At 68.9% G+C, this 16748-nt stretch carries 17 protein-coding genes; 3 read left to right on the top strand and 14 right to left on the bottom strand.

Annotated elements, in window-relative coordinates:
• Positions 1-117 precede the first annotated feature (117 nt).
• From O9280_RS15785 to O9280_RS15730, 12 genes are all read right to left on the bottom strand, one after another.
• Complete coding sequence (locus O9280_RS15785) at positions 118-423, bottom strand: hypothetical protein (protein WP_298344940.1); 306 nt, start codon at positions 421-423, stop codon at positions 118-120.
• A 181-nt stretch (positions 424-604) separates the two neighbouring features.
• On the bottom strand, positions 605-1693 hold the full coding sequence (locus tag O9280_RS15780; RefSeq protein WP_298344937.1) for a homocysteine S-methyltransferase family protein: 1089 nt from the start codon (positions 1691-1693) through the stop codon (positions 605-607).
• Between the two features lie 48 nt (positions 1694-1741).
• A complete protein-coding gene (locus O9280_RS15775) occupies positions 1742-2113 on the bottom strand; it encodes a DUF1636 domain-containing protein (RefSeq protein ID WP_298344934.1) in 372 nt (123 codons plus the stop codon).
• On the bottom strand, positions 2113-2772 hold the full coding sequence (locus tag O9280_RS15770) for a DUF1826 domain-containing protein (protein WP_298344931.1): 660 nt from the start codon (positions 2770-2772) through the stop codon (positions 2113-2115). The genes O9280_RS15775 and O9280_RS15770 overlap by 1 nt, the downstream gene beginning before the upstream one ends.
• Complete coding sequence (gene hisI, locus O9280_RS15765) at positions 2772-3251, bottom strand: phosphoribosyl-AMP cyclohydrolase (RefSeq protein ID WP_298344927.1); 480 nt, start codon at positions 3249-3251, stop codon at positions 2772-2774. The genes O9280_RS15770 and hisI overlap by 1 nt, the downstream gene beginning before the upstream one ends.
• Positions 3248-4012 carry an ABC transporter ATP-binding protein gene (locus O9280_RS15760; protein WP_298344923.1) on the bottom strand — a complete coding sequence of 255 codons (765 nt, stop codon included), beginning with the start codon at positions 4010-4012 and terminating at the stop codon, positions 3248-3250. Before O9280_RS15760 ends, hisI begins: the two co-directional genes overlap by 4 nt.
• Positions 4009-5004, bottom strand: a complete 996-nt coding sequence (locus O9280_RS15755) for an iron ABC transporter permease (RefSeq protein ID WP_298344920.1) — start codon at positions 5002-5004, stop codon at positions 4009-4011. Before O9280_RS15755 ends, O9280_RS15760 begins: the two co-directional genes overlap by 4 nt.
• Positions 5001-5915: an ABC transporter substrate-binding protein gene (locus O9280_RS15750; protein WP_298344917.1), complete on the bottom strand. Its 915-nt coding sequence runs from the start codon at positions 5913-5915 to the stop codon at positions 5001-5003. Before O9280_RS15750 ends, O9280_RS15755 begins: the two co-directional genes overlap by 4 nt.
• A 19-nt stretch (positions 5916-5934) precedes the next feature.
• Complete coding sequence (locus tag O9280_RS15745) at positions 5935-7965, bottom strand: TonB-dependent receptor (protein ID WP_298344914.1); 2031 nt, start codon at positions 7963-7965, stop codon at positions 5935-5937.
• Positions 7966-8122: 157 nt separating this feature from the next.
• The gene (locus O9280_RS15740; RefSeq protein ID WP_298344912.1) at positions 8123-8869 is read right to left on the bottom strand and encodes a class I SAM-dependent methyltransferase; all 747 of its coding nucleotides are present in this window, start codon (positions 8867-8869) and stop codon (positions 8123-8125) included.
• A 29-nt stretch (positions 8870-8898) separates the two neighbouring features.
• Positions 8899-9900 carry a GTP-binding protein gene (locus O9280_RS15735; protein ID WP_298344909.1) on the bottom strand — a complete coding sequence of 334 codons (1002 nt, stop codon included), beginning with the start codon at positions 9898-9900 and terminating at the stop codon, positions 8899-8901.
• Positions 9901-9997: 97 nt separating this feature from the next.
• Positions 9998-11248: a GTP-binding protein gene (locus O9280_RS15730; RefSeq protein WP_298344905.1), complete on the bottom strand. Its 1251-nt coding sequence runs from the start codon at positions 11246-11248 to the stop codon at positions 9998-10000.
• A 79-nt stretch (positions 11249-11327) separates the two neighbouring features.
• On the opposite strand from O9280_RS15730, the gene O9280_RS15725 reads away from it, so the two are divergent.
• Entirely contained in the window at positions 11328-11726 is a 399-nt protein-coding gene (locus O9280_RS15725) for a Fur family transcriptional regulator (RefSeq protein WP_298344902.1), read from the top strand.
• 81 nt (positions 11727-11807) lie between these two features.
• On the opposite strand, the gene istB is transcribed toward O9280_RS15725, so the two are convergent.
• The gene (gene istB / locus O9280_RS15720; RefSeq protein ID WP_298344899.1) at positions 11808-12620 is read right to left on the bottom strand and encodes an IS21-like element helper ATPase IstB; all 813 of its coding nucleotides are present in this window, start codon (positions 12618-12620) and stop codon (positions 11808-11810) included.
• Entirely contained in the window at positions 12620-13867 is a 1248-nt protein-coding gene (istA, locus tag O9280_RS15715; RefSeq protein ID WP_298344897.1) for an IS21 family transposase, read from the bottom strand. Before istA ends, istB begins: the two co-directional genes overlap by 1 nt.
• A 488-nt stretch (positions 13868-14355) precedes the next feature.
• On the opposite strand from istA, the gene O9280_RS15710 reads away from it, so the two are divergent.
• Both O9280_RS15710 and O9280_RS15705 read left to right on the top strand, forming a co-directional pair.
• Positions 14356-16053 (top strand): site-specific integrase, encoded by a 1698-nt coding sequence (locus O9280_RS15710; RefSeq protein WP_298344891.1) that lies wholly within the window; start codon positions 14356-14358, stop codon positions 16051-16053.
• Positions 16054-16089: 36 nt separating this feature from the next.
• Entirely contained in the window at positions 16090-16614 is a 525-nt protein-coding gene (locus O9280_RS15705) for a hypothetical protein (protein ID WP_298344889.1), read from the top strand.
• The last annotated feature ends 134 nt before the right edge of the window (positions 16615-16748 follow it).

Here is a 16748-nt window from a genome sequence, read left to right as displayed (position 1 = left end):
AATGCCCGCAGCGCGGGCTTCGTGCGAGACTTCATCTCGGTGGTTCCTTTCTTTGCTTGCTAGGCACCTGGATGGTCTCATCCAGGCGAAAGGAACCGCCACCTTCAGCTCACGCGTTCAACAGACCTCGGGACATCGCCGTCCTCTGGGGCTGGGGGCTGCGCGGGGAGCGTGCTCATAGCGCTCGCCGGCGTGGTCCATGGCGTTCGCCACGCGGTCGATCACATGCTCATCCGCAAGGGCGTAGAACATCTGCTGCGCCGCTCCGTGGCGACGGACGAGGCGTGCCGCCAGCAGGAACTGCAGCCGCGCCGACACGGTTGTGAGTTTCTGGTCGCCGGCGAGCTGGCTAACGCTTGCTTCGTCGCAGGCCAGCCGCACCAGCAGGCGCAGGCGCTCGGGGTCGGCCCGTGCGCGCAACATCGCCGCGGCATCGGCTGTAGGGGCTGGGCGGGTTGCTTTGCTGCGATGTTCCATGGATGCATGGCGTCTTGCAGCATCGCGCCAGTGGTCGAGCCCGCTCTGATTTCGTAGCAGCCGCGCTGAACGCCGCTTACAGCTGCCGTCACGGGCGGCCGGCTACTAGCCTCGTTGAGGCTTCCGGTCAGCGCTCGTGCAGGCGGCGCGGGCCCCAGCGTTCCACCGCCTCGCGAACCGCGGTAATGTGCGCGGGTGTCGTCCCGCAACACCCGCCCACGAAGTTGACCAGCCCGTCACGCGCGAACTCGCCCAGCAGCTGCGCGGTGACCTCGGGCGTCTCGTCGAAACCGGTCTCGCTCATCGGGTTGGGCAAGCCCGCGTTGGGGTAGCAGCTGATGAAAGTGTCATCGGCGACGCGGGCCAGTTCGGCCAGGTAGGGCCGCATCAGCGCCGCGCCCATGGCGCAGTTCAAGCCTACCGCCAGCGGCCTGATATGACGCACGCTGTTCCAGAACGCCGACACGGTCTGGCCGCTCAGCACGCGCCCCGAGGCGTCGGTGACGGTGCCGCTCAGGATCACCGGCAGCCGCTCGCCACTGGCCTCGAAAAGCTCGTCGATCGCGAAGGCCGCGGCCTTGGCGTTGAGGGTATCGAAGATGGTCTCGACCAAGAGGATGTCGACCCCGCCTTCCGCCAGCCCTTCGACCTGCTCCCGGTAGGCCGCGCGCAACTCGTCGAAGCCGACGTTGCGCGCACCCGGGTCGTTGACATCGGGGCTGATGCTGGCGGTGCGTGGTGTCGGGCCGATGGCACCGGCGACGAAGCGGGGCCGATTGGGCGTACTGAATCGGCCGCAGGCTGCGCGGGCCAGCTTGGCGGCCTGCACGTTCATCTCTCGTGCCAAGTGCTCCAGCCCGTAGTCGGCCTGGGCGATGGCGGTAGCGCCGAAGGTGTTGGTCTCGACGATGTCCGAACCGGCGGCCAGGTAGGCCTCGTGGATGCCGCGCACGATCTCAGGCTGCGTCAGGTTGAGCAGTTCGTTGTTGCCCTTGAGCGTGCCGGGGTGGTCCACAAAGCGATCGCCCCTGAACTGCGCTTCGCTGAGACGGCGTTGCTGGATCATCGTGCCCATTGCTCCGTCGAGCAGCACGATGCGCTGTTGGAGCAAGGCGGGCAGCGCCTGAGCGCGGGTGTAGGTGTGTCGCAGGGGCACATAGGCGGCTCGGATGGTGCGTTCAAGCAGGGGCTCGGCGGCCAGGGCTTCGTGGTTCATGGTGGCAGACTCGGCACAGGTTCAGCAGGTGGCGGTTCAGCGGGCGGGTCAACGTGGGATGGTGGGCGCCGGCAGCCGGGCCAGGATGCCTTCGCGCAGCCGTTCCGGCCTGGCTTCTCGCGCCATGAACCCGTCGGCGCTGGCGTGGTGGAGCGCGGCGCAGGCCAGCACCTGTTCGGCACTCTCTTCGTCGGCCGGCAGGTCGCCGAACATGTAGGTGGTCTTGCCCGGCGCCTGCAAGGCCACCGTGCAGTGGCGGCGGCAGCCGCTCATGCAATCGACAGGGCGAATCGGGATGTGAAGGTCGTCGCGAAGCGCGATGTTCTCGATGGCTTCGAAGAGCGCACGGCCTGGGCTCGGCTGGTCGCGGGGCAGCTCGGGCGGGCGGCAGAGCACGCAAACGAGGATCTCGGTGGTCATCAGCGACGTTCCTGGGGCGCAGGCCCTGCGGCATCCAGCACCAATACCAGGCGGGCCACGCCCGTGCCGGCGATGCGGGGCGAGCGGTGCACGATCCCGCCCTCGTGCGGCTGCCCGGGCCAGCCGCAACCCTTGAACAGGGCCACGTCCGCCGCCTGGAAGGCCATGGCCTGCGGTGCCTCGTCGTCAGGCCGAGTCAGGACTTCTGCGCCATCGGCGGGTGGCATCCATTGCGTGCCCGGCCCCCAGTAGGTGCAGACCAGCCGCAGCGGCACGCAGTCGCGGTGCCAGCGGCGGCAGGCGTCGCCGGTGACCATGTCCAGGCGCAGGCGCACCCTCGGCGCCTGTGCCAGCCCTGCGAACAACGCTACGAGGCGTGCCACGTCGGCGGCAAAGGCATCGCGGGCCACGCCCCTGGGGGTGCCACAAGCGTCGAAGCTGGCGTCAAGTGCAGCCTTGGTACCTTCCGGGGCCAGGTCCAGACGGCACGCAGGCCAGGCGTCGAGCGGCAGGGACTCGAACCAAGCGGCCCACGTTGGGTCTGGCTCGCGCTGCCATGCGGCCAGCTCGACGCCGGGCTGGTTGACAGCCTCCAGCACGTCGACGCTGCGGCCGATGCAGACCAGGGCGAGGGCTTGGGTCGTGGGTGCTGGGTCCATCACAGCACCGTCGGGTTGGGTGCGTCGCCATAGACCACACGCGGATCGAAGGTCTTGCCGTCTTCAACGAAGCGCAAGGCGCCCGTATCGGGATCGATGGCCCGGTAGAAGCAGCTGCGGTAGCCCACGTGGCAACTCGCCGGCGGGCTGTCGGTGCCGGGCTGCACCTGCACCCGCAGCCAGAGCGCGTCCTGGTCGTCGTCGATGCGCAGTTCCACCACGTGTTGCACCAGGCCGCTGGTGCCACCCTTGTGCCACAGCACCTGGCGGCTGCGGCTCCAGTAGTGCGCCTCGCGCGTGGCCAGCGTGCGCTGCAGGGCTTCGGCGTTCATCCAGCCCAGCATCAGCACCTCGCCGCTGGTGGCGTCGGTGGTGACGCAGGGAAGAAGACCATCCGGGCCGAACTTGGGGGCAAGCTCAAGGCCATCCTCGACCTGTTCGATCGAGTGGCGCGCGGCGAAGCGGATCGTTGTACTCATGGGGGCGTCTCCAGCAGCGGTACGGTGAAGAACGACTGCGCAGGGGTCGGGACGCGCATCAGGGGCTCTTCGTAGGCTCGGGCCAGCGTGGTGTCGTCCAGCACCGCGTCGGGCGGCCCGTGACGAAGCAGGCGGCCCTGCGCCATGACGGCTACGCGGTCGCAGTAGCGCGCGGCCAGATGCAGGTCGTGCAGCACGATCACCACGGCCGAGCGCGTCGCACAGGCCTGCAACAGCCGCAGCAAGGCGTGCTGGTGGGGCAGGTCAAGGTGTGCCGCAGGCTCGTCGGCCAGCAACAGGGCCGGCTGGTGGGCCATGGCCCGGGCGATGGCGGCGCGGGCCTGCTCGCCCCCGGACAGTGTGTTGAAGCGGCGTGCCAGCAGATGATCGAGTTCGAAGTCATGCAGCAATTCGGCCGAGGGCGGCGCCAGCGCCAGCTGCAGCAGCTCGCGCACGGTCAGGTCCCAGTGGCTGTGGATGTGCTGGGGCACGTAGCCGACATGCCGGGCCTGCTCCCGTGGTCGCCAGTCTTGCAGCCGACGACCGCACAGCCGGACCTCGCCCTGCGACAGGGCTTGCAGGCCAAGCGCAGCACGCACGAACGTGGACTTGCCGGCGCCGTTGGGGCCCACCAGTCCGAACAGCCCGCAGCGCGGCACCATGAGGGTCAGCTCCGACAGCAGCGTCTTCGTGCCGGCTCTCACCTCCACGCTGCTGAAGGTCAACACCGGTGCGGTGTCGAACTGTGCGGCGCTGTTCATGAGCGGTCCTGTCGCCACAGCAGCAAGGCCAGAAAGAACGGGCCGCCGATCACGGCCGTCAGCAGGCCAGCCGGGATCTCGCTGGGCGCCATCGAGCTGCGGGCAACCGTGTCCACCAGCACCATCAGCACACCGCCGGCCACCATGCAGGCCGGCACCAGCGGGCCATGCAGCGGCCCCAGCCACCAGCGCAGCACATGCGGCACCATCAGGCCCACGAAGCCGATCAGCCCCCCCCAGCTGACGGCCAGCGCCGTGGCCAGCGCCGCCAGCAGCACGGCGCCCGCTACCAGCCGCGGGACACGGTGCCCCAGGCTCTGGGCCGCGGCGTCGCCCAGGCCCAGTGCGTCCAGACCCGGTGCCAGCCGCCAGGCGGCCCAGCCGAGCAGCAGCAGCCAGGGGCCGAAGCCCAGCACCTCGGCCACGGTCGGCGTCTGCACACCGCCCAGTTGCCAGGAAACGATGGCGCGCAGGTTGGTGGACTCGTCGCCGAAGACCATGAGCAGCAGCCCGCGCAGCGCCGACAGGATGGCGGCCAGCGCCACGCCGGCCAGCAGCAACCGCGCCGACTGCCAGGCCCCGCCGATGCGGCCCACCGCCAGCACCAGCCAGCTCGCCCCCCAGGCGCCCAGGAAGGCCATCACCGGCAGCGACCACGCCGGCGGAAGCAACTGCGGCAACAGCAACGCGATGGCTGCGCCGAGCCCGGCACCGGCGGCGCTGCCCAGCAGGTAGGGCTCGGCCAGCGGGTTGCGGAACACGCCTTGGAACAGCAGGCCAGCCAAGGACAGGCAGGCGCCGACGAAGAAGGCCGCGGCCACGCGCGGTGCGCGCCACACCCACACGAGATCGCGCTCCAGCCCGGGCTCACCCAGCCAGCGCGCGGGCGAGACCCAGGCGGCACCCAGGCTCAGCGACAGGCCGAATGCCAGCATTCCCGTCACCGCGAGCAAGGCCAGCGCTGGGCCAAGCGACCAGCGGGCCGGCGTCACGCAAATCGCTCCGGGTGGAGTGCGCGGGCGTAGTCCAGCACCGCCTCGATCTGCCGTGGCCCGGGGATCAGCTTGTGCCCGCGCTCCAGCACCACGACGCGGCCGTCTCGTACGGCGCGCAGGTGCTGCCAACCCGGCCTTGCCGCGATCGATGCGGCGGGTTTGGGCACGGCCTGCAGCGAGATGATGACCTCGGGGTCGCGCACCGCGATGGCCTCGGCGCTGACCTGCTGCGAGCCGTTGAGATCGCTGAACACGTTGCGCCCACCGGCCCAGGCCAGTGCGTCATCGGCATAGTGGCCGCGGCCTATGGTCTGGAAGGCACCGCGTTCGGCCGCCGCGGTCTCCAGGTACACGCTTCGCGGTGGCACGCCGTGCCAGCGGGCACGCACGGCCTCCAGTTGCTGCAGCATCTGGCCGCCCAGGCGCTCGGCCTGGGCTTCGGCGCCCGTCGCCTGGCCTACGAGGGCGATGTTGCGCAGCACGGACGGCAGGTCGGGGTGCGCCAGCATCAGCACCGGCACGCCCGCGCGGGTGAAGGGCTCCACCAGGCCGAACGCCGTCTGGTGTGAAGGGGTCAGCACGAGCAGGTCGGGACGGTAGGCCGCCACGGCCTCGGGTGAGTAACCCAGGGCCCCGCCCACCGAGGGCTTGCCTAAGGCCTCTGGCGGGTGACGAACACGTCCGCCGATGGCCACCACCCGATCGGCCAGGCCCAAGGCGAAGAGGATCTCGACGTTGCTCGGGAAGACGGTGACGATGCGTTGCGGCGGTGCCGCGATGCGCACGCTGCGCTGCAAGGCATCGACGAGCGTGCGCGGCCACGTGACGGCCTGCCCGGCGACGGGCTCCGCCAGGGCCATCCCGGCGCCGGCCGCCAGCAGCAGGCCCAGACCTTCACGCCGCGTCATGGGCTGCAACACCGTGACGCTAGAACTGCAGCCGCACGCGCAGGAAGCCGCTGCGCGGTGCGCCTGCGTTGCCGGCCTCCTGGGCCGACAAGTCGTCGTTGATGTAGAAGGTGTCGGCCAGGTTGTCGATGCCGCCCTGCACCGTCAGCTTCGGCGTCGCACGCCAGGTGGCGACGAGGTTGGTCACCGTGTACGCAGGCAGCAGCTGAGGGTTGGCGACGTTGTCGCGCAGGAAACGCGCGCCGACATGGTTGGCGCTGGCGCCCAGGCTCCAGGGTCCTCGAGACCAGGTCACCCCGAGCCCCGCGATATGCCGGGCCGACATGCGCACGCGGTAGCCGGCGAAGTTGGTCGAGGGTGCACCAGCCGCGGTGAAAGTCTGGAAATCGCGCAGGCGCGCGTCCTGCCAGGTGTAGTGGGCATAGCCGCTCCAGGCCGGGGCCAGGCGCCACTGCAGCTGCGACTCCAGGCCCTTCACGCGCGAAGTCGCGTTGCTGAAGATGAAGGTGTCGGGCCCGGTGCGGAACGAACGCTGGCCGTCGACCTTGTCGGCCCGGAAGAGGCTCAGCTGGTAGCTCCAGCGGTCGTCGTCGGCACGGCCCTTGACGCCGGCTTCCACGCTGCGGGTGCGCTCGGGCCGCAGCAGGGCCGGCACCACCACGCCGCTGCGGGTGTTCAAGGCCACGGCCTGGGGGCGGAAGCCTTCGGTCCAGTTGGCGAAGGTCGCGTGCTCGCCGCCAGCCGCTGTGCCGAGTTGCCAGTCCAGGCCCACACGTGGGCTGGTTCTCGCCGACTCCTGGCGCGCCACCACTGCGGTGTCGCTGCGCTGCAGGCTCTGCTCGAAGCGGTCGTGGCGCACGCCGGTCGTCAGGCCGAAGGCGCCGCGCTCCAGACGGTTCTGCACGTAGACGCTGTGCACCCGCTGGTCGAAGCGCGAAGCGGTGCTGGCCCCGCGAATGCCCCGCGGGTCGTTGCCGACATTGGAGACCGGCGTGTTGTAGTCGGGCCCCCGATAGGTGGGTGCGTTGCTGAAGGTGGGTGAGGCTTGGTCCTGCCAGCCCGACTCCAGGTTCAGCCCCAGCAGCGTGGTGCTGGACCAGCCTGCGGCGCCCACCAGGCGATGCCGGAGCGCCAGGTCATGGAAGAAGCCGCGGTCGGCGGTGTCGGTCTCGGAGTAGCCCTTGCTCACCGCTGCCGGCGGCGGCACGATGGTGATGCCACCCTGGAACAGCCGGTCGTAGCGGGCGAAGCTGCTGATGTGCTGCAGGCTCAGGCCGGGTGTGAACCGCAGCTCGTTCTTCCACGCCAGAGAGACGAACTCGCCTTCGATGTACACGCCCGGAATGGCAAAGTTGTCGCGCTGCGTGATGCCGAACATCGGCTCGCCGTTGGTCAGCGGAATGATGGAGCCGCGGTTGGTGTTGACCTTGCTCGCGTAGACCTGGGCGCCGCTGGTCCAGCGGGACCCCAGCTTCACGTCGCCGCTGAGCACGGCGGCCGACTGCTGGCGCGGCGTGCCGCGCTGGAAGCCGTCGACATGGCTGTAAGCCGCGCCTGCAAAGACATGCGCGTCCGAGCCCAGGTCCCAGCGCTGACGGACGCTGCCGTCCTTGCGGCCGAAGCTGCCCGCCGTCAGGCTGGCACGGCCACCGGCGGCCTCGGGCTTCAGGAAGAACTGCACCACGCCGCCGATGGCGTTCTTGCCGTACACCGCCGACGCAGGGCCCTTGATGAACTCCACCCGCTCCACCAGATCGGGCGCCAGCAGCGTGACGTCGGCATTGCCTTGCAGCAGGCGCAAAGGCACGCCGTCGATCAGCACCAGCACGTCCTGGGTGTCGCGCAGGCCGCGGGTCTCGAAGCGGGTGAAGTAGTTGCCCTGGGTGCCGTGCTGCAGGCCTGGCACCGTGCGCAGCGCGTCCTCCAGCGTCTTGGCGCCGGCTGCATCCATCTGGGCCCGGTCGACGACGGTGGCCGAGAACGGCACGCGCAGCAAGTCTTCGTCCAGCCGCGACGCGGTGCTGATGACGCGCTGGCCGGTGATCTCCACGCGGGCCGGTTCGGGCGTCTGGGCCCAGGTCCCCGCGCTGGCAGAGCCCAAGGCGAAGACTGCTGCGGCCGAAGCAGGCCATGGCGTGCGGCGGGAGGGGTTCAAAGTGGCTTGCATCTTTGTGGGGACGGACGAACAGGGCTTTGCCGTGCGCAGGTCAGCGCGCACGCCAGGTCATGACGGCGCTGCGCTTGGTGCAGCTGATGTCGACGCCGGCGGCGGTCAGCGAGGCACGCCGCGCCACAAAGCGACAGACTTCAACCGCACGGGCTGTGTCAGGAGCGAGCGCCAGACGGTCCAGAAAGTGCGTCTGTGCTGCATCCAGGTCGGCGAACACGAAACGACAGTGCCAATCGGTGAGTCGGATGTCGTCGGGCGCACGTGTGGGCCCAAGCTGCTCCAAGGTGCGCTCGAAGGCCGGGCGGGTGTCGGCCCCGTGCAGTTCAGGCGGCAGGAACCCCGCCAGGCAGAACGTCGACGGGCCGGCCTGGGCCGCCACCACCCAATGCATGGCGTCTTGCCAGCGCCCGGTCATGGCGTCGAAGAACTCGCCGGCCTCATGGTGCGTGGCGCCCAGGTTGGCCGCCAGCAGTTGCCCGCCGCTCACCGGTGCAGGCAGTTCCTGCCAGGTGCAGGGGTGCAGGGCGAGCGTGACGCCACGGGTGGCCAACAGAGGGCGCTGCTGCTCCAGCAAGGCCTGCATCGCAGGCTGGGGTTCAACGGCCTGCCAGCGGCTGCCAGCGTTCGCGAGCCGGCCGCCCAGGGCGCCGCTGCCAGCGCCTACGTCCAGGAAGTCGTCCCACCGGGGCGCGAGCAAAGGGGCGACACATTCGACGTAGTCCGAGGACTCGATCGTCTCGGCGTAGAAGCGGGCCTGGCCGTCGTCCCATCGCGATGGCCGCATGCGCATGTCCGCCGTGGCGCAGGCCACCGTCATCGGCGCGGCCCGCTTGGTGCTTTGGCGCCGGCCACGCACTGCGCCAGCCCGTCCAGCAGAACGTCCTTGGGCATGTCGCGGCCGATGAAGACCATCTTGCTGTCGCGCTTCTCGCCGGGCTTCCAGGCCGCGCCGATGTCCGATCCCATCAGCATGTGCACGCCCTGAAAGACAACGCGCTGCTCGACATTGCGGATGTTCAGCACCCCCTTGTAGCGCATCAGCTTCGTGCCGTAGACCTGCACGATGGCGCTGAGAAAGTCCTCCACGCGCTCCAAGCTCAGCGGCCGGCTCTCGCGGAACACGAACGAGGTGACGTTGTCGTCGTGCTCGTGGTCGACATCGGTCAGGAAGTCGGGCTCGATCTCGAGGATGGCATTGAGGTTGAAGCCGCGGATGTCGAGCAGGTCGTCGATGGCGGCCACGCCGTGGTGGGCCTCGGCGATCTTGGCGCGCGGGTTCATCTTCACCAGGCGCTGGCGCAGTTGGGCCACGTCGTAGGGCTGCACCACGTCGGACTTGGTGATCAGGATGCGGTCGGCAAAGCCCACCTGCTCCTGTGCCTCGTGGTGCTCGTCGAGTTGTGCCGGCGCGTGCTTGGCGTCGACCATGGTGACGATGGCGTCCAGCAGGTACTGCTGGCCGATGTCGTCGTCGACGAAGAAGGTCTGGGCCACCGGGGCCGGGTCGGCCAGGCCGGTGGTCTCGATGATCACGCGGTCGAAGTGCAACTGGCCGGCCGCCTTCTTGGCGTGCAGCTCGCCCAGGATGCGCACGAGATCGCCGCGCACCGTGCAGCAGATGCAGCCGTTGTTCATCTCGACGATCTGCTCGTCACGGTCTTGCACCAGCAACTCGTTGTCGATACCGGCCTCGCCGAACTCGTTTTCGATCACCGCGATGCGGTGGCCGTGCTGCTCTTTCAGGATGCGGTTGAGCAGCGTGGTCTTGCCGCTGCCCAGGAAGCCGGTGAGGATGGTGACGGGGATCTGGCTCATGGTGCTTTCCTTCAGGCTTGCTTGTGGACTTGCTCGAGACACACCACAGTCACGGCGTGGCGCCGGTGTTCGTGGGTCGGGGGAGTCACGGGCGTCTTCATGCCGCCACCGCCTTGCGCTCCCACTGCGGGAAGGGGTCGGGCAGGTCGGCCCAGCCGGCGTAGCCCTTGCCACCCTTCGGCCCCTTGCGCGCTTCCGTGTAGTTCAGGTGCATGGCCTTCCAGGCCTGCTCGATGGCCGCGCGGTCCATGTTCCGGCCGATGAAGACCACCTCGTTCAGACGATCGCCGTGCGGCTCTTTCCAGCGCGCGTCGATGTTGCGGCGCTCGTCGGTGCCCGTTGCCGGCCATCGGCTGCGCGGCGCGGCGGCCCACCAGCGGCCCACGGGTTCGTGCGTGGCGGTGTTGCCGGCGCGCGAGTAGTTCACCACCCAGTCGGGTCGGCTGGCCAGCCACACGTAGCCCTTGGCACGCAGCAGGCCCGGCAACGGCAGGTCCATGAACGTGGAGAAGCGCCAGGGATGCAGCGGCGCGTGGCTGCGCAGCACGAAGCTTTCGATGCCGTAGGCCTCGGTCTTGGGCGTCATTTCGCCATTTCGGCGGCCTTCGAGTTCGCGCACCCAGCCCGGCATCTGGCTGGCGCGTTCCATGTCGAACAGGCCTGTGCCCAGCACCTCCTTCAGCGGCACGCGGCCATGGTCGGCGAAGACGATCCGGGCGACCGGGTTCAACGCCTTGACGACAGCGGCGACCTCGTCGCGCCGTGTCGCATCGACCTTGTCGATCTTGTTGACCACCACGACGTCGGCGAACTCGATCTGCTCGGCCAGCAGCGCCGCGAGCGTGCGCGTGTCCTCAGGCCCCGCGGTTTCGCCGCGTTGCTCCAGCAGGTCGGTGCTGGTGTAGTCGGCCAGCAGGTTGTGCGCGTCGACCACGGTCACCATGGTGTCGATCTGCGCCACCTCGCCCAGGCTGTTGCCGTTTTCGTCGGTGAAGTCGAAGGTGGCGGCCACCGGCAGCGGCTCGCCAATGCCGGTGCTCTCGATCAGCAGGTGGTCGAAGCGGCCTTCGGCGGCCAGCTTGCGCACCTCCACCAGCAGGTCTTCGCGCAGCGTGCAGCAGATGCAGCCGTTGCTCATCTCGACCAGCTTCTCGTCGGTCCGCGACAGCGCGGCGCCGGCGTTGTGGGCGCTGCGGTCCACTAAAGAGGCGTCGATGTTGACCTCGCTCATGTCGTTGACGATCACCGCCACACGCAGCCCTTCGCGGTTGGCGAGGATGTGGTTCAGCAGCGTGGTCTTGCCAGCACCAAGGAAGCCGGACAGCACGGTGACGGGGAGACGGGACATGAGATCTGGTTATGCTAATGAGAACGCAATATCATACAAGGAGCCAAACGTTCCTCGGCAAGACATGACAATTCGATCCATGGAACGACAAACACCGCAGAGGGCAGCGGTCCTGACTGCCATTGCGCGCGCGGGTCGGCCCTTGCTACCGCAGGAGGTGCTTGAGCTGGCCGGCAGCGATGCGCCGACGCTCAGCATCGCGACCGTGTATCGCGCGCTGAAGAAGCTGGCGGACGAGGGCAGCATCTGCCCGGTCGCGCTGGCAGGCGAGCCCGTGCGCTACGAAGCCGCGGGCCAGGGGCATCACCACCACTTCCAGTGCCGGGAGTGCCGCCGTGTCTACGACGTGGCCGGGTGTGTGGGTGGGTTGGGCCGGCTGGTGCCGCCTGGGTTCACCCTGGAGGAGCACGAGGTGATCCTCTACGGCCGATGTGCCGAGTGCACGGTCAACTCTCCGGAGAGCGTCTGCGGCCGCTGATGGAACTGCCATCGTGGCCGTGTCAAGCGACATCCAGAACTGACCCCCTGACGACATCGAGTTTTGACCCCCGGTTGTTGATCAGTTGCTTGTCGTTTCGGGTTTCGCGCTGGCCTGGCTAGCCAGGCCAGCGCGGCGCTTCGTTCTGAGCCTGTAGCTGTCGCCGCGGATCGTCACGACGTGGCTGTGATGGAGCATCCGGTCGAGGATGGCCGTGGCCACCACCGCGTCCCCGAACACGCCGCCCCACTCGGCCACCGAGCGGTTGCTCGTGACCAGGATCGAGCCCCGCTCGTAGCGCCGGCTCACCAGCTGGAAGAACAGGTGCGCCGCATTGGCCTCGAACGGCAGGTAACCCAGCTCGTCCACGATCAGCAGCTTGGGCTTGGTGAAGTGCAGCAGCTTGTCCTCGAGCCTGCCTTCGGCATGCGCCCGGGCCAGCTGCGTCACCAGGCTCGTGGCCGGCACGAACAGCGTGCTGTAGCCGCGCACGATGGCCTCTCTGCCCAGCGCCACCGCCAGGTGCGTCTTGCCCACCCCCGGCGGGCCCAGCAGCAGGACGCTGTCGCCGTTGGCCACCCAGCGTGAGGTGGCCAGTTCGCGGATCTGCTTGGGGTCCACCGACGGCTGCGCGTCGTATTCGAAGCCCTCCAGCGTCCTGACGTAGGGGAATTTGGCGATCGACATGCCCATCTGGATGCGGCGCTCGTCCTTGCGCGCGACCTCGGCCGTGCACAGCATCGTCAGCGCCTCTCGCAGGTTCAGCTCGGCACGGACAGCCTGGTCCAGCAGCGTGTCGAGCTGGTCCCGGATGGCCGTGAGCTTCAGCCGGGTCAGCATCGGCTCCAGGGTGTCCAGATCCTCGACCAGCTTGGTCTTCTTGCTCGCTGCCATCACCAAGCCCCTCCCAGCGCTTGCTCGTACTGCTCCAGCGGGCGCAGCAGCTCAGCCGGGATGACCGGCGGTGACGGTGTCGCCCTGGGCAGCCAGCTGATGCCCAGCGTGTTCGCCCCGACGATGCCGGCCAGGTGACGCCGGTCGATCACGGTCGTCCGCCGCAGCGGGCTCTGCGCATGGCAGGCCACTTCCTGGCCCGCGTACAGAACGCGCACCTGGCGCTCGGCCACGACGGCGGTGACGCTCTCGCCGATGAGCTTCCACGGCACGCTGTAGCGGTTGGTATCCAGCTCGATGCAGGCGTCGGTGTGCACGCGCCGGGTGAGTTCGCGCACCTGCAGGAACGGCGCCTTGGCCGGCAACGGCTTGAGCGCCGTCGCCTCGCGCTCGAAGCGCACGATGGGCGGCTCGCCAGTGGTGCCGTGCACCCGGGTGTCGGCGATCTCCCGCATCCAGCGGGCGATTTGGGCGTGCAGCGCGTCCATGCTGTTGAACTCGTGGCCGGCAATGGCGTTGCGCTTGACGTAGCCCACGCCTCGCTCGTCCTTGCCCTTGGTGCGCGCCCGGTAGGGTGCGCAGGCACGGGGCGTCACGCCCCAGTAGCGGCAGAAGGCGTGGAAGCGGTCGTTGAACTTGACTTCCCGGGTCTGCACGTTGTGCTCGGTGACAAGTGCCCGGGCGTTGTCCAGCAAGATCTCCTGCGGTACGCCGCCGAAGTGCCGCAACGCGCCTTCCAGTCCCTGCAGCCAGGCCGACTGGCGTTCGTGCAGGAACACGGCCACGCAGCAGCGCCGGCTGTAGCCCAGCGTGGCCACGAAGAGGTGGATGCGCTGCGTCTCCCCGCCTACGGCCACGGCGGTGCTGCCGAAGTCGATCTGCAGCTGCTGACCCGGCGGCGTCTCGTAGCGCACCGTGGCCACCGCCTCGGCCCGCAGCTCTCGCCGCAGCGGTTCGACCGCGCGCTGCACGGTGCGCAGGCTGACCTCGATGCCCAGTTCACGGGCCAGGTCCTGCCGCACGACATCGGCGTTGCCGCGGTGCCGTCGCAATCGCTCGGCAAGCCACTCGCCGTGGGGTTCCAGCGCGCCAGCACGGGCAACGACGTCCATCGGCTTCCAGCCGCCTTGCCGCAGGTACTCGCGCACCGTGTTGCGGCTGCAGCCCAGCTCGCGGCTGATGCGCTTGCTTCCCCAACCCAGCGCCTGCAGCGCCAACATCCTCTGCACCTCCTGCGGCGCCAACATCGTCTCGCTCCCCCGGTCTGCTGCGACCTGCGGAGCTTGGAACACCTCTTCCATTGGACCTCCTTCGTCCTCGAAGGGGGTCAGTTCTCAATGTCGCCAGGGGGTCAGTTTTTCATGTCGCCTGACAGGCCGCCATTGCGTCAGCGCTAGTCCGTCGATAAGGGCAATCGGGACAAGCACAACCTAGAGGGCCGCGGCCACCGTCGCATCTGACCGGTGGCACCAACGTCAAGCCAATCGGTGTTCGCGAACCGTCACCCTCGATTCGCTACCGGAAAGCCGCCGCTCGGCATGGTCAGCTCCTGGCCGATGGCTGGTCTCCGCGAGCGGCAGCTTCCTGGAGCCTCAATTTGGGCTGCACCTGCCTCCCGGGCAGCCGACACTATCACCGCGGTGAGAGTTCGCTGGCGACCCCCGTTCAATCAGCAAAGCTACCAAGATAAACAAAATTAGCTTTGCATGCTTGCCACGGCTCTAAACTGGTGTGCATGGAAAACGCGCTGTCGGCGCCACCCAGCATGCCCGCAGACCCGACTTGGCCGGACGAGGCTGCGCTGGCCGCATTCCGCGCCTGGCTTCAAGGGGTGCCCAGCCGCGCCGCCGTGGATCGCTATCTGCCGGATCGCCGCGCAGTCGGCGCGTCGGCGCGCTCGGTGATCGGGCGGGTGAAGCGCCAGCTTGCTGCCTTCGCGACGAGCCGTGCGCAGGCGGACCTGGCCGCCACGTTGGCGGCGGCCAGCCCATCCGATCGGAAACTTGCCAAGGCTGCCGCTGCCGCCATCGAGACGTTGCGCGGGATGCCGCCTCCGCAGCCGCTCATCGGCGACGCCGTCGAGCGCTGGCTACCCGTGCGGCTCGTGGGCGTGCTGCACGCGGCGGGCATCCGCACGCTGGCCGACTTGACCCTGCGCGTACCGAGGCGCCGACGGTGGTGGGCCGGCATCGAGGGGCTCGGTCCGGCCCGCGCCCGCCACGTCGAGGCATTCTTTGCCCAGCATCCCGCGCTCACTGAACGCGCTCGAGCGTTGGTGACCTTGAAACAGGCCCAGGAACTGGTCCCCTGGGAGCGGCTGGTCGTGCCCGAAGACGTCGATGGCACACGGGGCACCTTCCGAGCGCCCCGGGCCAGCTGTGCGCTCGACGCCAGCAACGACTACCAGGCCGTAAACGCGTGGCTGTCGCTGCAAGAGTCGGCGGCGACGCAGCGTGCCTACCGCAAGGAGGCCGAACGGCTGATCCTGTGGGCAATCGTCGAGCGCGGGCGGGCCTTGTCGTCGCTGACCACCGAGGATGCCATTGCCTACCGCGCCTTCCTCCGTCGCCCAGGCCCGCGAGCGCGCTGGGTCGGCGCCCCGCAGCCGAGGTCGTCGCCGGCGTGGCGTCCCTTCGCGGGCGACCTCTCGGCGCGCTCGGCTGCCTACGCGCTGTCGGTGCTCAATGCCCTGTACCGCTGGCTCATCGAGCAGCGCTACGTGCTGGCCAACCCATTCGCCGGCGTCAAGGTGCGAGGCGGCCGGCCGGCGCAGCTCCACACGTCTCACGCCTTCACCGAGCACGAGTGGAAGCTCGTCCGGGTCGTCGCCGACGGCCTCGAGTGGTCCTACGGCTGGAGCCATCCGGCCGCGCAGCGGCTGCGCTTCATGCTGGACTTCGCCTACGCCACGGGCCTTCGAATCAGCGAACTCGTGGGCGCACAACTGGGCGCGATCGACTCGGACCCGCACGGCGACACGTGGATCCGGGTCGTCGGCAAGGGCCACAAGGCCGGCAAGGTCGTGCTGCCGCCGCTGGCCCGCGCCGCCCTCGATCGCTACCTCGTTCAACGGGGGCTGCCCGTGACGCCCTCGAAGTGGCGTCCATCGACACCGCTGGTTGGCAGCCTTGGAGAAGATGGCAGTGGAATCTCCTCGTGGCGCCTGTGGCGGGTGATGAAGCGGTTCTTCAGCACTGCAGCCGACGTCGTGGAGGAAGGCACCCCGGCCCTCGCCGAGAAGTTGCGGCAGGCCACGCCGCACTGGACGAGGCACACGCATGCCACGCACCTCCTCCAAGGTGGCGCCGAGCTGACAACGGTGCGCGACAACCTGCGGCACGCCTCGCTGGCCACGACCTCGATGTACCTGCACACCGACGATGCGCGGCGCGCCAAGCAGGTGGCCGATCGGTTCGCGGCGCCGCGGTCGTAGCCTACAGTCGTCTCGCCTTCACACACCCTGCTAGCCATGCCGCCCATCACCTGCGATGCCTGCCGTCAGCCGGCTGCCGACCACGACGTCGTGAACTACGGGTCGATGGAGGCCGGCTACCAGCGGCTCTGCGGCCGATGTTTCAACGAGGCCGCCGCCGACCGACTCGGGCTGCAGGGGTTCGAGCACGTGGCGTTCGAGCCCATCCGCATGCTCGACGGGCGCGGCACCGAGCACGAGTTCCGGTTTCGCACCCGGCTGTTCGGGCCCGGGGTGGCGATCGACGCCTTTGAGCTGCGCGATGGCTGCCCGGCCGGGTATCGGTATCAGGTGATCGGGGAGCCTGACGACGAACCGCTGGAACTGCTGGGCAAGCTGATCGGCAAGATGCGCCGAGCATTGGCTCTTACGCATCTGGAGGACACCGACCACGGGCTGCGGGTGAACGATGGCTTGGTGCTGCGGGGGACCGTCGACAGCGATCCCGAGGAGGATCATCGTGTGCCGATGGTCGTAGTCGATGGCCGTGAGCTCTCCTGGAACGAACTTGGACGGACCTGATCAGCAAGATGACTCAGCCTACCGAGTAGCTGGCTCTCCCAGTGAGCCACACGACTGCGAGCATGTGGCCGCCAAACAGGAGGTCGGCCATGGCGCAGAACAGGGTTCAGTACCAGAAGGGGCTGTCGATGCCG

The sequence above is a fragment of the Silanimonas sp. genome (genome assembly GCF_027531545.1).
Taxonomy (GTDB): Bacteria; Pseudomonadota; Gammaproteobacteria; order Xanthomonadales; family Xanthomonadaceae; genus Silanimonas.
Note: the sequence above shows the minus strand (reverse complement) of the source record. Positions and strands in the feature narration are given on the sequence as shown.